At 60.3% G+C, this 20248-nt stretch carries 12 protein-coding genes and 1 pseudogene; 9 read left to right on the plus strand and 4 right to left on the minus strand.

Going from position 1 to position 20248, the window contains the following annotated elements:
- Positions 1 to 59 precede the first annotated feature (59 nt).
- The 5 genes and pseudogenes from ACIBG0_RS38325 to ACIBG0_RS38345 all read left to right on the plus strand — a co-directional run bounded on the left by ACIBG0_RS38325 (position 60) and on the right by ACIBG0_RS38345 (position 5734).
- Entirely contained in the window at positions 60 to 1232 is a 1173-nt protein-coding gene (locus ACIBG0_RS38325) for an aminotransferase class V-fold PLP-dependent enzyme (RefSeq protein ID WP_397039913.1), read from the plus strand.
- Entirely contained in the window at positions 1229 to 2959 is a 1731-nt protein-coding gene (locus ACIBG0_RS38330) for an APC family permease (RefSeq protein ID WP_397039915.1), read from the plus strand. Before ACIBG0_RS38325 ends, ACIBG0_RS38330 begins: the two co-directional genes overlap by 4 nt.
- Positions 2960 to 2994: 35 nt before the next feature.
- Positions 2995 to 4110 (plus strand): Leu/Phe/Val dehydrogenase, encoded by a 1116-nt coding sequence (locus ACIBG0_RS38335; RefSeq protein ID WP_397039917.1) that lies wholly within the window; start codon positions 2995 to 2997, stop codon positions 4108 to 4110.
- A 156-nt stretch (positions 4111 to 4266) separates the two neighbouring features.
- Positions 4267 to 5098, plus strand: a pseudogene (locus ACIBG0_RS38340) (transposase family protein).
- A 420-nt stretch (positions 5099 to 5518) separates the two neighbouring features.
- A complete protein-coding gene (locus ACIBG0_RS38345) occupies positions 5519 to 5734 on the plus strand; it encodes a hypothetical protein (RefSeq protein ID WP_397039919.1) in 216 nt (71 codons plus the stop codon).
- Positions 5735 to 6406: 672 nt separating this feature from the next.
- Here the strand turns inward: ACIBG0_RS38345 and ACIBG0_RS38350 are convergent.
- Positions 6407 to 7534 carry a GAF domain-containing protein gene (locus ACIBG0_RS38350; protein WP_397039922.1) on the minus strand — a complete coding sequence of 376 codons (1128 nt, stop codon included), beginning with the start codon at positions 7532 to 7534 and terminating at the stop codon, positions 6407 to 6409.
- Between the two features lie 1079 nt (positions 7535 to 8613).
- Here ACIBG0_RS38350 and ACIBG0_RS38355 point away from each other — a divergent pair.
- Complete coding sequence (locus ACIBG0_RS38355; RefSeq protein ID WP_397039924.1) at positions 8614 to 9222, plus strand: TetR/AcrR family transcriptional regulator; 609 nt, start codon at positions 8614 to 8616, stop codon at positions 9220 to 9222.
- 33 nt (positions 9223 to 9255) lie between these two features.
- Here ACIBG0_RS38355 and ACIBG0_RS38360 read toward each other — a convergent pair whose 3' ends face one another.
- The 3 genes from ACIBG0_RS38360 to ACIBG0_RS38370 form a co-directional block, all read right to left on the minus strand.
- Complete coding sequence (locus ACIBG0_RS38360) at positions 9256 to 11022, minus strand: hypothetical protein (protein ID WP_397039926.1); 1767 nt, start codon at positions 11020 to 11022, stop codon at positions 9256 to 9258.
- A gap of 100 nt (positions 11023 to 11122) precedes the next feature.
- Positions 11123 to 12499, minus strand: a complete 1377-nt coding sequence (locus ACIBG0_RS38365) for a hypothetical protein (protein WP_397039927.1) — start codon at positions 12497 to 12499, stop codon at positions 11123 to 11125.
- A 1080-nt stretch (positions 12500 to 13579) separates the two neighbouring features.
- On the minus strand, positions 13580 to 16165 hold the full coding sequence (locus tag ACIBG0_RS38370; RefSeq protein ID WP_397039930.1) for a LuxR C-terminal-related transcriptional regulator: 2586 nt from the start codon (positions 16163 to 16165) through the stop codon (positions 13580 to 13582).
- Between the two features lie 1237 nt (positions 16166 to 17402).
- On the opposite strand from ACIBG0_RS38370, the gene ACIBG0_RS38375 reads away from it, so the two are divergent.
- From ACIBG0_RS38375 to ACIBG0_RS38385, 3 genes are all read left to right on the plus strand, one after another.
- Positions 17403 to 17885 (plus strand): hypothetical protein, encoded by a 483-nt coding sequence (locus ACIBG0_RS38375; RefSeq protein ID WP_397039932.1) that lies wholly within the window; start codon positions 17403 to 17405, stop codon positions 17883 to 17885.
- A gap of 84 nt (positions 17886 to 17969) precedes the next feature.
- The gene (locus ACIBG0_RS38380; RefSeq protein ID WP_397039934.1) at positions 17970 to 18977 is read left to right on the plus strand and encodes a hypothetical protein; all 1008 of its coding nucleotides are present in this window, start codon (positions 17970 to 17972) and stop codon (positions 18975 to 18977) included.
- Positions 18978 to 18982: 5 nt separating this feature from the next.
- Entirely contained in the window at positions 18983 to 19507 is a 525-nt protein-coding gene (locus tag ACIBG0_RS38385) for a hypothetical protein (protein ID WP_397039935.1), read from the plus strand.
- The last annotated feature ends 741 nt before the right edge of the window (positions 19508 to 20248 follow it).

The following is a 20248-nucleotide window of genomic DNA, read 5'->3' on the forward strand; positions in this document are numbered from 1 at the left end:
ATCTAATACATCATATCTATGCATTAGACCTATGGTTAGGTTATTCGTACGCTCACTAAATGGGACCCCGAAGCCGGAACGAATTCGCCTCCGCAGAGTTGAACGATGAAGGGGACGCTGCACAAGAGCGCGAAATGTTCCTGCTCGACCCTGGTGTGACGTACCTCGATCACGGTGCGTTCGGCGCGTGTCCGCGTCCGGTGTTCGAGAAATACCAGGCGTGGCAGCGCGAGCTGGAGCGCTCACCGGTGGCTCTGCTCGGGCGTCGGATAGAGGACGAACTCGCCACGGTTCGTGCGCAGCTGGGCGCCTACGTCGGGGCCGACGTGGACGAACTCGCTTTGATCCTGAACGCAACAGTGGCGATCAACACAGTGCTGCGCTCGATTCCGCTGACCAGCGGTGACGAGATACTCACAACGGACCACGAATACGGGGCGGTGCAGAACCTGCTCGACTTCATCGCGCGGCGGACCGGCGCCCGGATCGTGCGTGCGCCGGAGACATCAGCCGACGCGATTTGGGCGTCGGCCAGCGCTCGTACGAAAGTTCTGGTCGTCAGCCACATCACCTCACCGACTGCGGTGCTGATGCCAGTGCGGGCATTGTGCGAGCGGGCACGCGCTGCGGGTGTGGTGTCGGTGATCGACGGTGCGCACGGTCCGGGGCAACTGATGCTGGATCTGCGGTCTCTGGGTGCGGACTTCTACGTCGGCAACTGCCACAAGTGGTTGTGTGGTCCCAAAGCCGCGGCGTTTCTGCACGCGCGCGCGTCCGTCCAGTCGATGATCGAACCGCTCGTTGTCGGCTGGGGATATGGTGACTCGCCCTTCGAGCCGGGCCAGGATTGGCGCAGCGCCCGTGACCCGGCGGCATACCTCGCTATCCCGGCAGCGATCGATTTCGTTCGCCAGCACGGGCGCAACGCCGAATGCCGAACCATTCTCGACAAGGGGCGGCGCTTGCTCCGCGCGTCCGGATTCGAACCGTTCGCGGACGAGGGGCGGATTCAAATGGGCTACTTTCGCGTGCCGCCGTGCGACCCGATCGTGGTGTGCGCCCGGCTCAGGGCCGAGTTCGGGATCGAAGTTCCGATCCGAGTGTGGCGCGGCGACCCGATGCTGCGGGTGTCGGTCGCGCCCTACAACACCATCGCGGATTTGCGACGGCTCACCACCGCTCTGTCGATGATTTTTCCACAAGCCCGACTCAACGATGAGGAAACGACATGACACTGCAAACAAGCCCCGCGTCCGGGCCGCCGTCGGACGGAAGACTGCGCCGGGATGTCCGTGTCGTCGGGCTGTTGTTCACGTCGATCGGCGCCATGGTGGGATCGGGTTGGTTGTTCGGTGCGCAGAGCGCGGCGAATACCGCAGGCCCGGCGGCGATCGTTTCCTGGGTCATCGGTGGGTTCATGATCATGCTGATCGCCCTTGTCTACGCCGAGCTCGGGACCATGTTTCCGGTATCGGGTGGCGTCGTGAGATTCCCGCATTTCGCGTTCGGTTCATTCGTGAGTTACGGTTTCGGTTGGATTCTGTGGATCACCTGCGGATCGGCCGCGGCCATCGAGGTCGAGGCCGCGATGCAATACAGCGCGGTCCGCTTCGGATTTCTCATGCACGTTGTCGATGGCGTTCCAGTGCTGACGTTCCCCGTCGGATTCATCGTCGCCGTCATTCTTTTGGGCATTCTGTGCGTACTGAATATGCTCGGCATCAAATGGTATGCGCGCGCGAACAATGTGCTGGTCTGGTGGAAACTCGCCGTCATTGTCCTTGTCATCGTTGCCTTACCCGTCACTGCATTTCACATCGGAAACTTTCACGAGATCATTGGTCATGACGGCCGAGGAGGATTCGCACCCTTCGGTGTCGGCGGAGTGTTGACCGCGGTGGCAACCTCGGGCATCGTGTTCTCGTACCTAGGATTCCGCCAAGGTATCGATCTGGCAGGGGAGACCGACAACCCGCGCCGCAACATCCCGATCGCGGTGGTCGGATCGGTCTTGATCATCGGCACCCTCTACGCGCTGCTGCAGATCGTTTTCATCGGATCGCTCACACCGAGCGCGCTCGCTCAAGGCTGGGGCCACATCCTGCTGTCCAACGGCGCGAACAGCGCATTCGGCCCGCTCGCTGCACTGGCGACGATTCTCGGTTTGAACTGGCTCGCTGTCGTGCTCTACATCGACGCGGTGATTTCCCCAGGTGACAGCGGACTGATCTTCGCCACAGCCACCTCACGGGTGACCTACGCCATGGCTCGCAACAAGAACGCTCCAGCGCAACTGGCCCGGCTCAACGCACGGGGCGCGCCGTGGATCAGCCTGCTGCTCACCTTCGTTGTCGGCGTGATCTTCTTCCTGCCCTTCCCGGGTTGGCAATCACTGGTCGGCTTCGTCACCGGAGCCACCGTCCTGTCTCTCGGCTCGGGCGCGCTGGCGTTGGCGGCGTTTCGCCGAGGACTTCCGGAGTATCCGCGCGCATTCAAATTGCGCGGCGGCGACTTAATACCGTTCCTTGCATTCTACTCGTCGAATCTCATCACATTATGGACGGGATGGCCTACTAATTGGAAATTGTTCATTGCCGTTCTGATCGGCTACGCAATATTCGCCGTAACTCAGCCTTTCATCGAGCGTGGCCCGAAGCTGAATTTGAAATCATCCGCGTGGTTCATACCATGGCTGGCCGGACTCACCGTGATCAGTTACTTTAGCGATTTCCCTGACACGCAAACCGATGCGGGAAACACCGGACAGATCGGTTTGAACTGGGGATTCATCGTCATTCTGATGTGGACCACGGTGATCTATATATGGGCCGTCAGATCGCGGCTTCCTGCCGAGAAAATGAAGCAGATGATCGAGTCGGGTTTCGTCGGCGAGGAGGACTCGATGGAACACATTCACGATGCAGCGGAGGATGAGGGCAAATCACGCCCGCGGATATAGATGTGCAGGACCGATAAATAGTGAAAGGGGAGCACGTGATCAAAAACGCAGCCGATAACCGAATCGATTCTGTCCAGGACTACCCGACACGGACTAGGACGGAGGATTCGCTTTTCGGCCGAATCCAGCAGAGCGGCACAGAACAAATAATGTTCTGCAGCGATGTCGAGAGTGGACTCCGGTCGATCATCGTCATCCATGACACCACATTGGGCCCGTCGCTCGGCGGTGTACGGATGTGGCCCTACGCTACCGAGACGGCCGCCCTCGACGACGGGCTGCGACTGGCGCAGATGATGACGTTGAAGGCCGCCGCGGCGGGACTGGACCTCGGCGGCAGCACCAATATCGTCATCGGCGATCCAGCGCACGACAAGACCGAGGCTCTCCTGCGCGCCCAAGGCCGGTTCATTGCCACACTGGGACGCCGCTTCATACCCGTCAACGATGTGGGCACCACCCAGGCCGACATCGAAATCATCGGTCGCGAAGCCACACCCGTGTGTGACAACGGAGATCCCTCGCCCTACACCGCTCTTGGCACGCTCGAAGCAATCCGCGCGTGTCTGCGCGTGAGCACCGGCTCGAGCTCATTGCGCGATGTGACGGTGGCAGTGCAGGGTGCGGGTAACGTCGGCTCGGCACTGACAGAGTTGCTGACGGCCGAATCGGCGAACGTTCTGGTCGCCGATATCGACCCGAGCCGATCCGAACAACTCGCGCAACGCTTCGGTGCGACGGTCATCGCGCCTGAACAGCTGGTCTCCACGCAATGCGACGTCCTCGCGCCCTGCGCGCTGGGCGCGGTTGTCACCGACGAATCGTTGCCGCGGCTGAACTGCTGCATCATCGCAGGCGGAGCGAACAACGTGCTCGCCGACGAAAAGCATGCCGCACAGCTGGACACCCGCGGCATCCTCTACGCCCCGGACTTCCTCGCCAATGCCGGCGGACTCATCTACCTCGAGGAACAACTACTCGGTCACGACGAGAAACGGACCGAACAGCGGGTCCGCAGTGTCGCCCAACTCGTCACCGCGGTGATCGAACGAGCCCGAACCGAGGGCATCACCACCGTGCGAGCCGCAACAGATATCGCCGAAAATCGACTCGCCACCCGCCGCCACGTCCGTCCAGCCTTCATACGGTGACCACTGTCTGAGGTGATCTCAGCAACGTAGGCAACGGTTTTCGTGCTCGGCGACGGAAGTTCTTGGGCGACACGCCGTTTGGGATGCTGGAGTTGAAGGTGGAGTCCCCGGTAGATGGGTTCTCACCACAAGATCCGCCCGCCAGAAGGACTCCACGTGATCGCCTATCCTGCCATGCTCGACGTTCCCCGGGAACTGGTCGGGTACGGTGTCGCGGCTGCTGGCCGCCGAACGCCGGGCGCGGGCTACCCGGCGGGGCAGCCGGGCGCTGACCTGCTGGAAGCAGGCGCTTTTCCTGGTGGTGTGGTTCCGCAAGCAGGAAGACCTCGCGGTGCTGGGCGCGGGATTCGGCATCAGCCGGGCCACGGCCTACCGGTATCACGACGAAGGGATCACCGTGCTCGCCGAGCAAACCCCGGACCTGCATGAAGTGCTGACCCACGCGCACGAGGAGGGCTTCGCGTACGTGATCCTCGACGGGAAGGTGTTCGACGCCGATCGCTGCAGCGAGCAGACCACCAGCGTGCGCGGGAAGTAGATCGACCTCTGGTATTCCGGGAAAGCCCACACTCACGGCGGCAACGTCCAAGCACTTTCTGCACCAACGGGATTGCCGCTGTGGGTCGCCGATGTCGAGCCGGGTTCGGTACACGACCTGGTCACCGCGCGTGAACAGGTCCTGGCCGCGCTGTACTGGGCAACATCGCAGCTGGATCTGCCGACCCTGGCCGACGGCGGCTACCACGGTGCCAGCATCGGCGTGCACACGCCGATCAAACAACCCACTGACGGCCGGGCACTGGATCCGGACAATCGCACCTACAACGCCCTGCTGCGCGGGCTGCGCTGCCTCGGCGAACGTGGCTTCGCCGTCCTCGTCGGCCGCTGGCGCGCCCTACGACATTTCACCTGCAGCCCAACCAAAATCGGCACCATCGTCAAAGCCGCACTCGTCCTCACCCATTTCGAACACGGACGACTCACATGAAAGTTGGTGAGATCACCTCAATGTGAAAGCGCAGAGCCTGGTACAAAGAGTTCGACCAGAACGAACTTCACAGGAGCACTGCACGCGATGAGTGTGACACATGGCGAGCGGAAGCTCGGAAGCGAGCGGTTCCATAACGGCGATTCCAGATCAGGCCGAGACGAAACCGGCAAGTCCGATGATCAGCACGAAGGTGAGGGATCGGCGTCAATCCGCAGCGCTCGATGCGCACAATATCCGGTCTCGCGCCGCTTGGTTGGACGCCGCAAACATATACGAAATATTCTGCCACTAGAATTCCAGCTGTTGTGCGGTGTCCCCAGTTTTCGGGGCACCCTTTTCTTGGTCTGTCGACCAGGATTGCCGACTCGATAGCGTATCGACGAATGGCGCCCCTCGCCGTTCGGAAGGATAGAACCCATGCGTACTCCTCTTCGTGCCGGATTCCTTATCGGCACGCTGCTGATGGCTCCCATGGTCGCAGCCATTCCCGCCTCGGCAATTTCCCTCGAGCCCGCCGAGTCCGCCGAACAGGTGACCCCTATCTGGCAAACTTGCCCCACGCCGACTCTCGACCCCGCCTGCTACCTCGTCTCGCTCTCCGCTAGTGGTTCGGGCCGGTTCGGGCCTGCGTAGAAGTAGGTGGCGGCGGTCCTGGCGACCTGCCGCTACTCGTGTCGAAGCCGTTGGTTGATCGCGGCGATATGTGTGGCCTGGTCGCCGCCGTTATCGGATCTCGATCGTCGGACCGACTTGCAGCCAGTGATAGCCGTCAATGGCATCGTGCCGGTAATTGTCAAAGAAGTACGCAGCCTCATATTCGGCAGGAGTGACGTAGGCCCAATGCAAAAGTCGCCATACCTTTGATTGTGGGGAATCGGCGCGGGTTCGCCAACACCTTCCGGTGTTCTTCCAACGCTTGTAATTCGTGTGATCACGGCCTCGGTCTGCTCGCCTCGTTTCAGGCGCTTCAACTCCTTGTGAATCGGCCCGTGCAACCGGTCTCGCTGTGCCTACCGCGCGGGAGCGCACGATAACGGCGCGAGGAACTAGGCCGGTTCCGTGTTCGGTCGCGATAGCGCAGCGTAGTCCGATGGCATTGATACGCTCCATCGACGCGTTTACCAATTGCACTATGGGGCTGAATTCTTGCTGCTAGCGATCGAAAACGAGATGAGGGGATAGGTGCGGTCGCGGCACGCTCATGCGCGAAAGCGGGGCATGCCCGAATGCCGCCACAACCGAGATCGGTTGTCGATAATTGTTCGTACAATCCTGAATGCATTCATTGAGCCGGGTTATTTCCATTCAGTTGGACCGGCAGCGCCTCAGTTGTTTATCGTAGCCAACGGGTTCGCTTAGTTGCGCAATCGTGAGTTCGTCGCCGAGGTGGACGAGTTGGGCGATGGTGAGCCGGCGTACCGAATATCCGGGATACGGATAGAGCAACAATGATGTCGGTGTGTATTCGCCGCGGTAGTTCAACGTGCGTACGGTAACTTCCGCCGCACCGCCGGATGCGAGCCTGCCGCCGAGGTCGACCAATCGAGCACGATCACCGGGATAGAACACATCGACCGGCCGGAACAGGTAATCCCACCGGACCCATGGGGCAGGTTCGGTGAGCCAATGGGAGATGGTGGCGTGCTCGAGTTGCACGATAGCCAGATAAGTCCCGGCACGGCGGTGAGCTTCGCGCAGCCCGACGTGTTCGAGAGTCGGTGCCAGCGGGGGCATGGTGTCCGAGGTCGTGTCTTCGATCAACCACCAGGCGCCGCGGGTTCGTTCGTCATCGCGAGCCCGCATGGTGATCCGCCATTGGCCTTGTCGTGTGGACCCACTGGTCACTACCACGTCGAACTGGAGCTTTTGACCCGGCACCGGACCATAGAGCAGATCGAGCACCTCCACATGTCGATCGAACTTCGAAATCCGATGGAACAGTTCAGCAATGGAACGTCGCGGCACATACTCTTCGACCTCGACACCGCTTAGCCGCCGAAGGCCGATGGGCTGGCGGATCAGCTGCGTATCGAGTTCCCAGATCAGACCAACCGCCGGGCGTAGCGGGGGAATCGGCGCCGCGGCGGGACCGAGCCACAGTCGCACCGCGTGCACATCGCCGGCCGGACCGAGCACCCGTCGCAGCATCAGTTTGTGCGGCCCGGCTCCGGTCGGGATGGTCAGATCCATGTCCTCGTTCCGAAGGTTCACCAAGCGGATCATCCCGGTGATATCGCGGGTCGTGAGAGCATCATAGAGCGCCGGACTCTTCGCCAGCAATCGCTGCACAACACGATCGCAACTGGCGAAACTACGCGACGCATCCCCAACCGAAGCCACCGAAACGACCCCCGGGGCCAACATCTCCACCGTTGCCCACGGAATCATCACACCTCCAGCCGCCCTGACCGTTCCCATGCGACTTGTCTGCATGTCGGTTCAGAATTCCCAGATAGGGAAGGTGTCGGCATCGGGTACTGCTATGTAAGCAGCCGAGTTCATTACATAGGTACGCAGGTGACCTGACCCCATGACTTCGGTCCGGGCGCACCGCAGACACATAGGACCTTTTGACTCGACACGTTCTCACCCGGTGCAGTTCGGATGAGCGGTGGCGAGATGTGATCACCCAACCCGTGGCGACGGCTCTGCCGCGCACCGGCAAGCGGGGACATCGGTTCACTTCCCGACGAAGGCATTGGGGGCGGGACTCCATGGGTTCGGCCGCGACCTGTGCGCCCTCGACTCGTCGGGCCCAGCGAATTTCGTCGGAATCGACTGCGATTTGCGTGGCTGCTGTTGGCGCCGATGCGTCAACCACGACGCCCGGCGCAGTGACATGCTGCTGCGCAATGTATTCAGGGCAACCTCCGCGCCGACGACGCCACGATCAGTACCAGTACGGCGAACACGATCGACAACGTGCCCTGGATGAAGCTGGTTGCGCACGATCGCGTTCAAATCGTCGGCGGTCTGCGCCGTCGGGTACAGGTATTCATTTTGCCCGGCCGCGTCTTGGGCTTATATCTCCCGCCAACCAGCTCATCGATGAACCGCCAACAGCTTGGCCAGCTCGATTATGTCGTCGAGTCCAACACGGACCTCCGCCACAAACAGCAATCATGTATGACCCCCAACGCTCACCAACTCAAGGTGGGCCAAACTCAACCTGTCAGACCGGCCATATATCAGGTTGACGTAGGCATTCTCGGCTGTGGAGGCTTGGGCGGAGCGTCGGACTGTCTGCGATCCGGGTCCAACGCCCGGCTGATGGCGGCGATGCCGAGTCGTATGCGTGCGGTGTGTGGACGGCGCTGTGGTGCTGCCTGATGATTCGTTTCTGCAGACTCTTCTCCACTGCCTGGTCGGCCGTTCCCGACCCGGTTCGGGCGGCTGTGGGCGAAGGTGGGGATCTGGCCCCTGTTACTTTAGGTGCAAGGTCTCAATCTCAAGGCATCGTTGATGGGCCGGTGCGGTTCGTCGGTGGTGGTTCATAAGCACGGAGAGGTCGGATGAGGTCGCACGAGAGGTACTCCTGGAAGGATCTGACAGTTTCAGCGCGCATCCGGGAGGCCGCGATCGAGTTGTTCGCCGACCGTGGCGTTGAGGCGACTTCTCTTCGAGACATTGCTGATCGCGCCGGCATCTCGATCGGGGCGGTTCAGCACCACTTCGGCACCAAGGACCGACTACACGCTGCCATTGGCGATCATGTCCTGAGCCTCATGGAAGCCGAGTACGGCCGATTGCTGCTGACGAACGACCCGATCGATGCGCAGCGCGAACTTGCTGAGGCGGCGACCACGTTTGTGCGCGATCACTCGGATGTGATGCGCTTTATCGCCCGCGGTGTGGCCGATACCGACCAGCAGGCGATCCGGATCTTCAATTGGATGGTTGACTCGGCGCATCGGGCGTGGGCCAATCTCGTCGACTCCGAACTCACGGCGCCGGACGTCGACGCGGAATGGATGGCGCTGCAGATCGTCCTGGCGCTACTTGGTACCGCGTTGATGGGTAAAGCCGTTGAGGAACGACTCGGCGCCCCTCTGACCGATCCGATACAGCTGCAACGATGGCATCGTGCGCGAACCATTCTGTTTGCCCGTGCGATCCGGTGAGTGACGACCGGGCGCTTCGCGTCTCGTGGAGCGCTACAACGGCCGATGGTGTTGGTCTGGCAGGTCGGCTCGGGGGGCGAATACGGTTCCGTCCCCCGGGGGCGGCACGGAACCTGGTGCCAGGCTTTTGGCGTCGTTGTCATCGCGCTGTTTGGATCGTTCAGGCCGAGTCGAGGTGTTCTCCTTCAATCGTCGGGGTAGCGGCTGCATCGTGTTTGGTGCGAAGACTTCGGCTGGAACGTCGGGTTGTGTAGGGGTATTCGTCCACGGAGTCGTCAGCGGTCTGTCGGTTGGCTTTCGTACCGGAGTTCCGATCCGATCGGTTTTGGTCGGCGTTGTTTTCGGCGCCTTTGTATTTTGTGATCGTTGCCGCTGGGAGCGCGACCACGGGTTGCCGGTATTCTGTTGCTGCGCTGGGGAAGCCGATCCGCGCTCGGCCGGATCGAGTTGCTTCGATTCTTGCTGGACCGAATATGTCTCGGGAGACGGCAACAAGCGCATCGGGTCGGACGAGAACTCATGATGATAGGTATCGATGGTGTTGTTGCGCGGCTCAGGGTGTCTCCCGTCGTCCGTCGCCGTGGCAGGGGGATGAGGTCCGGCAGTGTGCCCAGAGTTGTCGAAGGAGAGGGTGGCCGGTTGCCGCTTCGAGTCATCCGGGTGGGCACCTGTCGTCGGATGTTCTTCCGTATCGGTGATTCGACTAGCCGTCGCGTGTGCGGGCACATTCGGGCTGAATGAGTGTTCACCGGTGGCCGTCGGGGTGTGGGTGTGGGCCGTTCCAAGACTGTTTGCAAGCTGACCGATGCTTCCATGACTGGACGCTTTTCCTGCTGCGGTTTCCGCGGACGGCCGCTCGTGGTCGAGGGAATGTTGTGGAAAGCGATCGCTGGCGTCGGCCCTTGTCGCAGCGGGCGTGAACGGGGCTGCAGTGCGGTCTGCCGGAGCTTCCGTTCGCCAGTCTGAATCGGAGAACGTGTCGAACGACCGCTGCATGGCGTGGGCCTCCACGAGAGTATTCTTCGATGTTGCACCGCCAGCGTTGTCATCCTCAGCCCATGTCGCACTCGACGTGGCGAAGTCGAGCAGCGAGACCTTGTCGGCGAACGCCGTGGCATGCTGCAAGACGTCGTCAGCGTACGTTTGCAGAATCTCTGCATGCCGTCGCACCTCGTCCGGTTCGATATGGAGCGGCAGGATCGCTGAATCAGCCGACGACGGTACTCCGAGGGCGTGGCTGACGATGTCATAGGCGACACCGTGAATCATGTCGTCGATGGTGCGTTCGAAGGGTTCGATAGCCTTGCCGACCACCTCCGACAGGAAGTACGACATCAGCGTCTGTTCTAAGGCATCACACAATTTTCGAGCAGCGGCAGAGATAGCCGCCTCCAGTGCTGCCGTTATTCCGCCAGTGGCAATCGATGTCGCGATGAGGGTCGCGTAGGATGCCGCCAGCGCGGCAAGTTCGGCCAATACCGCGACTTTCACGATTTCGATGATCTCGGCTGCTGCATCCAACGCGAACGCCACCATTCCACACGCGCGGTCGAGTGCGGACATATGGGTGACCGACATCCTGCCCCAGGCAGCGACCAATTGCTCATATGAATACCCCGAATATACGGAGTTCATATCTTTGATTGTGGTGGTTGCCGACTCGTATGTATCGGCTACGGCGGAGGCGAAGGTGCGCACGTGATGGGCGAGCTCGCGGACGTGATCCTCGTTTATGTCCGGGTAGGGGACACCAACAATATTAAGGAACAATGCAACTTCGTGCGGGATTTCTATAGCCATGAAGCGCCCGCCATCGGGCCGCCAGGATCATAGCGACAGCAATTGATGTTTCCGATCGGCGGCTTACTGATCAGGTACCGATAGCGGATCGCAGTCATCATTAGCGACGGGTTCTCGAATGAAGTGATTCCGGCCGTGTGTCGGGCTCCTGGACGAGCCGGCTCTGAAGGCTCGTCGGCACCAAGGCGGCAATGTCCGAGCGCCTATTGATCGATAGCCTTTGAAAAATCGACGCCGCTTGGGCGTCGAACGTACGAAACGAGCGTCCGCGCCGCACTGTGATCGAGGAGTTCGTCCAGCCGGCCGCTACAAGGTGAGCCACCTCCTTCTCTGCACTCGACAACGTGTCCCCGGTGGAAGGGGCGTGCTGTAGCACCAGATGGTCGACAGGCAGCTTCCCCACCGACAGCGTCCCGGTCGCCAAGCCTGCGACTTCTCCGAATTCCGGCCGTAGCATTCTTCTTTCTTTCTCGGCGACATCGAATGACTTGTCACCCAGAACTTTCCGGTCCGCTGCTGCGGCTTGGTCGCTGTCGGTGGCGAACGGGCCCAGGTTCGTGATGGTCACCCCCGGCCTCTGTCGCAAAGTGGTCGCGCGGCCGATGAGCCGAGCAACCTCCACTGCCCACGCCGACACGTCGTCGATTCGTCCCTGGTCAACCAAGCCGGACTCGACGATCCGTGCGAGTACCCACGTGCGGATGTGTATGGCCCACACGGGTCCCCATCGGTCAGCCATCGCTATCTGCTTCATCAGTGCTGAATGCACCGCGTCCAAGGCCTGCCGGGTATCGCCGTTCGTGGTCAGCGCAATAGTCCAAGCCAGTTCTGGCCACGACTGTGCCCAGCTAGCTCCGGATCGGCTGGCATTGGCGTGATGACGTTCGGTGATATCGAGCGCTTCCCCAGGTGTTCCGTAGAACCCTGAGGCCAAGGCCTCGAACAGCTCACTCATTGCTGCGCTACTGAAATCGCGACGGGTGGCGAAGTTGTCTTGAGCCCGCCTGAGTACGCTTACCGCGCGTACGTCGCGGTGGATCAGCATGAGTTCGACACCCCAGGCGAATTCGGCGGGAGCGGGAAACCTGAAATCGGATTCGGGAGTCTTTCTCCAGTCTGCCCTCAAGACTCGATTCGGAAGGCGGAGACCTACGCATTCGTCGAGCAGACGTTCCGTGTCGGCTGGCATGTCCTGGAGCAGGCTGATCCAGCTCATTGTCAATCCGGAGACTGATTCGAGCGATTGGGAGACGATACGACCGGTCCCGTGAAGGATGTGCTGACAGTTGTCCATTACCAAGATCGCCTGCAGTTGCGTGCCGATCCCACGCGTGCGTCTCGAGGTGTTGATCAGACAGTTCCGCGTCGGGCGATCAAAAAAATCTCCGTCGGCAATCGACTCCGGCAGCGCAACTTCGATCGCGCTCTTGTGAGAGCTCTTTGCCACTCCGGCCGGCCAACGCCAGAAAATGGGCACGCGATGAGTCTTGCGATATACGGTGAGCGCTTCCGCAACAAGCCGAGTCTTCCCGATTCCGCCTCGGTTGACAAGCGTGATCAGGTGAGCTGAACATAGCGGCAGTGTCCGGGTTCTGTCCAATTCATGCTGCCGACCGACGAAATCCCCGCCAAGCATTAGCGCCACCGATTCTTTGCGATTAGCAGAGCCACAACTTACACTCGCTTTTGGTGCTCGTTCACACAGTCTCCAGCCTCTCAGGCGCCGGTCATTGCACGTCGGTATACCGGCCCGCGGCCTGAGAGGTGGTGATGATATGTCGGAAACTAACGACTCATTCTCCTTCAGCAGTCTCATGCGCGCTACGACAGTACAATATTACTGTAACAGATATGACCATATTAGGGCGATTCTTGGGCGCAAGCTATCTGTCTCGAAGTCGCCATTGTCTGACCTATCCGAATCCATGCAAAGAAGCACCTTTGCGCGAAACGGTCGAGGCCTCGAATGCGAACTACTTAGCCGCGTGCACAGTTTGCTGGAGGTTAATATTCAATAGGCGTGGCTGGCTCTCTTTGCCTGCAGTTCCATGCCTTATCGGACGCAACTTACGTACTGTAAGTATTCGAAAATCTGACACTGGTTCGAATTCTGGCTTATTAGTTGCTTGGTTTACCTGCCTTGCAAACCTGGAAATATCGACGCATGCAATGCGGTGAATATTGCTTGAATATCAAGACGGCACGCACCCGCAGGTTATCTGGACAAGCGATCGTCGTCGAGGAGGCAAGGTGTCCATGGCTGCGAATGCCGTCGTCGGCCCGCCGGCGACAATGACAGCACTGAAAGCCGATATTTGAGAGCGGTGTCGACCGGAGCGCCCTGGCACAACAAGACCACCCGGCATACAGGTGTCAACCTATGGCCCCGGCACCCCTCAGATGATTGGGGGAGTCGGTGTAGGCATGTGGGCGAATATGACATCTCACTTCGGGCCTCTCATGCGACGTCGACGACCATCAGCCTGACAGGACTTGCTGATGTGCGCATCAGTAGCTGCTAGGTAGTAATCGTTGGGTGCGTCCACCGAGGCGCTACTCACGGCTGGTCAGACCGCAGGTCTGCCTGGCGCCGTTCTCGACTCCGAATCCAGCGCATGGCTTCTGTTTCGACCTCGTCCATACGTTGGTGTGGTATGAAATCCACGATGTCATGGCGAGACCCGACCATGAGCTTCTGGAAGACCGCAGCCAATTGAGCGTCGACCGTACGCATAGACGTTCCTCGGCGGGTGGCGATCGCTGTATTGGTCAACCCCGCAGCTGCCAGCAGTGCAACGTGTTGTTCCGACCTCGACAGCTGGCTCCACGGCGCGTCGTCATAGGGTGCATCCGCGCTGGCCTGCTGTCCACTGGTGTCCGGGGCACCTCCTACGAGTTGCCAGGCAGCCTGGAAGTCGGCATCTATTTGAGAACCTCGATCGAACGCAACCTCGAACGCCTTATCCCCCAGTAATCCTCGGGCGAGCCCGATTGCATGCGCGGTTCGGTCAGCAAAGTCCGTCAAGGCTTGCATTCCTAATCCAAGCTCGTCACGCAACGCGTGGATGCCACCGACCACGTAAGCGATCTGGGTGGCCACTCCGGCGAGCTCGGCGCGATCGCTGTCCGTGGGTGTGGCGGTAATGCACTGGGCCAGCGCCCACACGCGTAGCAGGGCTATCATCCCTACCTGATTGCCGATCGACAGGCGATGTGCCGGCTCCTTCTCGAGCAAATCCATTGCTGCAGACCCATCGCCGCGCTCGACCGAAGCGAGCGCAGCGGCAACGTCGGCCCACATCATCGTCCACTGTGACCCGGAGGTGCGAGCACGATCAGCAAGCTGCCGGATGGTTTCGTCGGCACGAGGTGAGGCGCCGAGCAGTGCAGCGGCGGCACCAGCAGCCGACACGTCGCATTGTGTGGCGAATCCGAACTTCCGTTCGCGCAGATACTTTTCGTGAGCGCGGGCCAGGACGGTGACCGCCCGGACGTCCTTTCGGCTGAGCCACAGCTCGAGCCCCCATGCGAATTCGACCGCAGGGGGGAGGGGGGCATCGACTTCGGCAGTGGTCTGCCGATCGTCCGGCCCCAGGTGGCAGGCGGCGAAGCATGCATCGAGGAACCGTTCGGCATCATCGCGTATGCCCTGCTGAACAGCATCCGCAGCCAGGAGCGCGGTGGCCGTGACCTGCAATGTGGTCTGTTCGAAGGTGAAAAGGTTGTCAGCTGCCAGCGCTCGCTCTGTCCACAAACGGAGCTCCCGAAGTGAACTCATCACCGACGGGATCGGAAGCGAATGCAACGCAACACACATCTCCAACACGACGGTAGATGCACCGGGCATTGCGAGGCCGGATCGGATCGCGGTCAAGATGTTGGGCCATGCCGCCCGCGTCCATGCAAACGATGACGCTTCCTGTGGGCCAACCCAATTCGTCGCAACCTCTTCGAGCGTGTCATGGTAGTACCGCAGGTGACGCTTCGCCAACCGCGTGATCTCGTCAGCTTCGGGGCTGCGTTCAGCCCAGCGTAGACGGGCATAGACATGCAGGCACTCCAGAAGCGAATAGCGCACGGTGGTGTCTTGGATATGGACCGAGACCAGCGATCGATCGACCAGCAGATGCAGCAGATCTTGAATCTCACTGCGCAGCAGTCGTGCCGACGCATCAGGCTCTGCGGACTCGCCACGATCGGGCTCATCTGAGCACACCGATTCGATGGCCTCGAGCTCCACGCCAACATCGAAACCGTCGTCGGCGGAGCCCAGCACCGTACCGACGGAGAAGATCGACATTCGCTCGAACAACAGGCGCTCCCTATCGCCGCACAGATCGTAGGACCAAGCGATCGCGTCGCCGATACCGCGATGTCGGCTGTCCGCGGCGGCGCCACTGTACAGCCAGTCCATACGTTTGTCGGGAGAGTTCCTGCCGTCCAGTTCTCGGACGATTGCGCCCAGGGGGCGCCGGAGCAATCGAGCGGCGGCCAGTCGGATGAACAGTGGGGTGTTTTGCATGTGGCGGCAAATCTCCGCCGCGGCGGAGATTTGATCAGCGTTGCGGACAGGCCGGCCGAGAGCCTCCGCGCGGTGTACGAACAGCGCCAGCGCATCTTCCGCTGACAGTGGTGGTATCCGGACGAGATACTCCTCTGTGCAACCGAACGCTTGACGACTCGTGGCCAAGATTGTCAGGCTCGGCACCGCGGACAGTAACTCCGCGATGATTTTCCCGGCTCCGGCGATAACATGTTCGCAGTTATCGAGTACCAGCACTGTTCGCGAGCGTCGTCCTGTCTTGCCCCTGCGTGAAAGCACGTCGACTACCGCATCGAACGCTGACGTCGCCGACAAATCCCCAACGACCACCGAATGGGCGATCTCGTCCAACACCATGGAATGGTCGCTACTTCTGGGCAATCGGGCGAGTCGGACCCAGTACGCCGGCACCGATCCGGCCTTGTGATACCGGCGGACGATCTCTGCGGCCAGCTGAGTCTTGCCGATCCCGCCCAGCCCTGTCAGCGTGATCAACCGCGCGGACCCCAGCAGCAGACTTAGGATTTGATCCTGCTCCGCGTGGCGGCCGACGAAATGGCTAGCCGCTACGGGCGGATCGGTGCGTCTCCTTCCCGTCATAGACACAGAGACTAACGGCTTGCCCGTAGCTGGACCCTTCCCGAGAGTGGCAAAAAAACGGCGCTGAGCTGCGGTAACGGCACTACCTAACCGCTACCTATGCGCGTGATTCACCTGTACGAGCATCCTGGCCACTCGGATGCTCGCCGGGTTCTTGTGGTTCTCGACGAAGAACTGGTCCACGTCCGCAGCGAGGGCGAGGTTGGCCTGTCTGGAAACTGGATCCTGATCAGTTGTCGAGGAGGGAAGTGGCCGCAAATGACCCCGCGGACGGCTGAGGCGGGATACCTTCCCGGATGATTGCGCGCCATCCCCAATCGCTTTCCGCGGTGAATAACTGGCACGGCACCACGATCAGCCACCTGACCTACCTCACGCGCCCTCCCGTGTTCGTGGCACAATTTTTTCCAGGTGGCCATCGCATCCGAACACATTGCGAAATTCCAGCCAGCCCCGCAGAACCTGCGTCCTTACATTGGATCGGGTCATGACCGCGGCGGTATTACTTAACGTCTACCGATGTGCGGGGTCGGCGGGCGATGTTCGTATTGGGATACGAATCTTCTTCCTCGAAGCACGGTACTCGCGGAACAAGATCGAATCTTCTGTTGTGGGATCGAATCCGGCGGGAGTCAGGTGATGCAGTCGAGTGCTGCGTTGTCACCTTGGACCAGCAGAGAAGGGGTGCAACGTTGATCGCGGTAATGACGAGGGAGCCCGTGCTAGTAGGGAGGCTTCTTGTCGGATCTCCGATGAGATCGGATTTGCGGCACAGCAGAAGCCAGCTGACGATCAGGCGTCTGGAGACGGCGGCCAAGAGGCAGCTGTCACTGATGGTGGAAAGCCTTATCCGCGACTACAGGTTGCCGATCACGTTATGACCACATCGCGGGTTGAGCGTAATCCCACCGAACTGTTGCGCCGGGAACGGCGGGTGGCGGTACATATCGGACAGCTGCGTGTCGGCGTGGCTTGCGCATTGATTCTCTGGCGGAGCTGTGGAGTCAGGGCAGCGTTGCTTGCAGGGCTTCGCAGGCTGACCGAAATTGATCTGTCGGTGTCCGAGGCGGCAGGACGAGAGACACACCGCGCTTGGCTGTATAGGTGGCTCGATCCGGACCACCGGTCGCTGGACGCAACAATCCGGCGGTTCGGCGCGTGGGGCCGAGCAACCCGCCGACGACGGTGGGCCCTGCGGGGTCTGCTGGCCTTCGTCGTTCTGATAGTTGTCCCGATAGTGATCGGTGCGGTGGCGACGGCCCAGACCGACACCGGTGAGCAGGTGTCTTCGGTCAGCAGCGGACTTAGTTGGATGGGCGTCCACGACTCCCAGGGCGTCCAACTATCGAAGTACTCCTTTGTCACCAACACCGGTGGTGTAATGCATCTCGGCAATACCATCATGTCGACGCCATTACTGTTGTTGTATGCAGGCTGGTATGTCATCCAGACGTCGGCGATTTGGTTCATCGGGTGGGTGTTGAGCTTCGCGTGGCTTAATTGGCTCGGTTCGATACTGCGCGAGGTGGCTGTCAATCTCACCGCTCAGATCGCCACGTCACTGATGTTGGTGACTGCCGGTACCATTGGCGCCTTCTTCGTTGCATACTTCGTGACGCGCGGGTTCTACGCGAAGGCGGCCATGCAAGTGGTGAGCATGCTTGCGGTGGCGATATTCGGTGCTCTGTTCCTGGCCGACCCGCTCGGTGACGTACTGTAGTCGAATGGGTTGCTGGCCCAAGGGCGCAATGTTGGTATAGCGGTTGCTGCTGGGCTCAACGGCGACGATAGCCCTGACCCGAGCGTGCTGGTCGAGACCCTGCAGGCCGAGATGGCCGATAACTTCGTGCGAAAGCCCTTGCAGGTGTGGAACTTCGGGCACGTCGTCGATGAGCGGCCAGCTTGCCAGGCCATATGGACGGCCGGCACAAACGCCGGCAACGGCGACCAGATCAAGAACGGCATGAAAGCGTGCGGTGACACCGCCGCATATGCCGCGGCCGACAATCCGAACGTGGGACAAATCGCAACGGGACTGATTCTGCTACTTGCCGGAGTTGTACTCCTGGGGTTCGCCGCCTATCTGGGCCTGAAGGTGATCAAGGCCGCAATGGAAGCGGTCTATCACGGGATTCGGGTCATCTTCGGATTCGCCGCCGGTGGGTTCATCTACGGACCGACACAAACTGCGCTGATCCGCGATGTCGTGGACAGTTTCATCGCCGCAGGGCGCATGGCGGTATTTACCGGCTATCTGGGTATCGATATGCTCATTCTCGGCGATCTATTCCGCCAGGCGAAGGGCCAGGTCATGGCCGTGCTCGTCATGGCCACAATCGTGCAGATCATCGCTGTCGTCCAGTTACGGAACTTGAGCCACAGTCTTGACGGCGCCAACGACTGGGTCGCCAACCAGGTGGCATTGGCCACCCAGAACGCCGGTACCCGAGGTGGGAGTGGCGGCGGAGGTGGTCGGGCGCTCGGTATGGGACAGGTCGGCGTCAATCACACGATGAGCGCGATGGCGATGCTTGGCGGGCTCAGCACCATAGCCAACTCGCCGTTGCCCGAATGGATTGCAGCCGGCACTCCGGGCTGGTTGCATCCTCAATCACGAATGAAGAAGAAGAAGGAGAAGGCGCAGGGCGACTTCTGGACTGATCCTGAATTGGCAGCAGGCTACAGCCAATCCTATTCTAGTCGTATAACATTCTCCCGAATGGCCAAGAAAGCTGCTATGTCATACGGAGAGATACATATCTCGGCGCCGGCGCCGCTGCACGGGCAGTCCTCGACAATGGTGGAACCCTAGCTGACGTGCGTGGAGCTCTGGCAGGAGCCGGTTTTGAAGACGAACGAGTTATCGGTAATACCCATAAATCTTTGGGAATTACCCTCGGAAATGCTGCAAATTATTCCCTGTCCAACGACCGTGTCACCCAGATGGTGGCAGCGACACAGCGCCTTCAATCATCGGCACGACGGGTAGTGCACAACGATCCGAATCAGTCATTCGAAGAAGTGGCAGCCGACATCGCGACACTGAGGTCATCTGCGTTCCGATACCGCCGGGACAAGTCGCAGGACGGTGACATTCATCTTTCCGCAGCCCAGAGAGATTGGGCCGATGCGTATATGAATAATGATACCGCATTTCTGGGCTCGGGCCAGCGCGACGCCATGAAGGATCTAATGGAGCGGGCTGGTGGCGATTCTGGGGCATACGCGATAGCGCATCTTACACCAGATGATGCGAAAAGCATTCGTGCCTGGATAGGTGCACAGCAAGCCAATAACACCTACAAAAGCGTGGAGAAGCTGATCGCAGATCCCACTAACTAGCGGCTCCTTCACGACGTCAATCTGAACGTGGCAGCCGTGCAAGAAACTGAGTCTTATGCGACCGGCGCTCCTTTGCCGCCTTCGAATTCCCTGGAGCCAATGAGTGGCACGGCACCTCCGAACTGGGCAAGAAACTTTTCTCCGATAAGAAGGCTAATACGATAACGGCCGCCGCCTCTTGGGTTGAGGACACAAGCTGGCCACTACAGTTTGCATAGAAATAGATCATGAAGATCTGTTGCAGGCGGCGCACTTGCCAGGAAAATAGTGGGTCCGACTCTGCATTCTTCCGCAAGGGAGCGAGTTTGCAGTAAGGAGGAGAAATCGGTGTTTGATCGCAGAACGTTACGAAACTTGGCCATACTACTGGCACTCTTCGCGCTCAGTATAGGATTACTATTTGCTGTGCAGTTTCTTATCGGCTTTATGCTGGGTCTATTCGAAGGCATTGTTGGCGGTCAATACGGGTTGATCTTCTGTGCCCGAATTAATACGGCAACTGCACTCATGTGAGTGGGTGGCCGCGGCAGCGGGAGTGCGATTGACGGGACCCGTGAATCGGTCAACCGGTTGTGAGAGCCGGTTATCGGTGGCTGGAGGTTGCAGCGTATCCGGCTGGGTCTGGTAGCCCGGGGCGGAATGGCTGGGCGCCGTCATCGCTGCGGCGGGTGGCGCGGGCCATCACGTGATGATCGCGCATATCGAGGCCCTGCGTGTGAGGCTGAGTTGAGTGCATTGGTT

Source organism: Nocardia sp. NPDC050630 (assembly GCF_044457245.1).
Taxonomy (GTDB): Bacteria; Actinomycetota; Actinomycetes; order Mycobacteriales; family Mycobacteriaceae; genus Nocardia.

What these genes read in the sequence shown, in the direction of transcription:
- ACIBG0_RS38325 (WP_397039913.1), top strand. Translation starts at nt 60, where the DNA reads ATGGGACCCCGAAGCCGGAACGAATTCGCCTCCGCAGAGTTGAACGAT.
- ACIBG0_RS38330 (WP_397039915.1), top strand. Translation starts at nt 1,229, where the DNA reads ATGACACTGCAAACAAGCCCCGCGTCCGGGCCGCCGTCGGACGGAAGA.
- ACIBG0_RS38345 (WP_397039919.1), top strand. Translation starts at nt 5,519, where the DNA reads ATGCGTACTCCTCTTCGTGCCGGATTCCTTATCGGCACGCTGCTGATG.
- ACIBG0_RS38350 (WP_397039922.1), bottom strand. Translation starts at nt 7,534, where the DNA reads ATGCAGACAAGTCGCATGGGAACGGTCAGGGCGGCTGGAGGTGTGATG.
- ACIBG0_RS38355 (WP_397039924.1), top strand. Translation starts at nt 8,614, where the DNA reads ATGAGGTCGCACGAGAGGTACTCCTGGAAGGATCTGACAGTTTCAGCG.
- ACIBG0_RS38360 (WP_397039926.1), bottom strand. Translation starts at nt 11,022, where the DNA reads ATGGCTATAGAAATCCCGCACGAAGTTGCATTGTTCCTTAATATTGTT.
- ACIBG0_RS38370 (WP_397039930.1), bottom strand. Translation starts at nt 16,165, where the DNA reads ATGACGGGAAGGAGACGCACCGATCCGCCCGTAGCGGCTAGCCATTTC.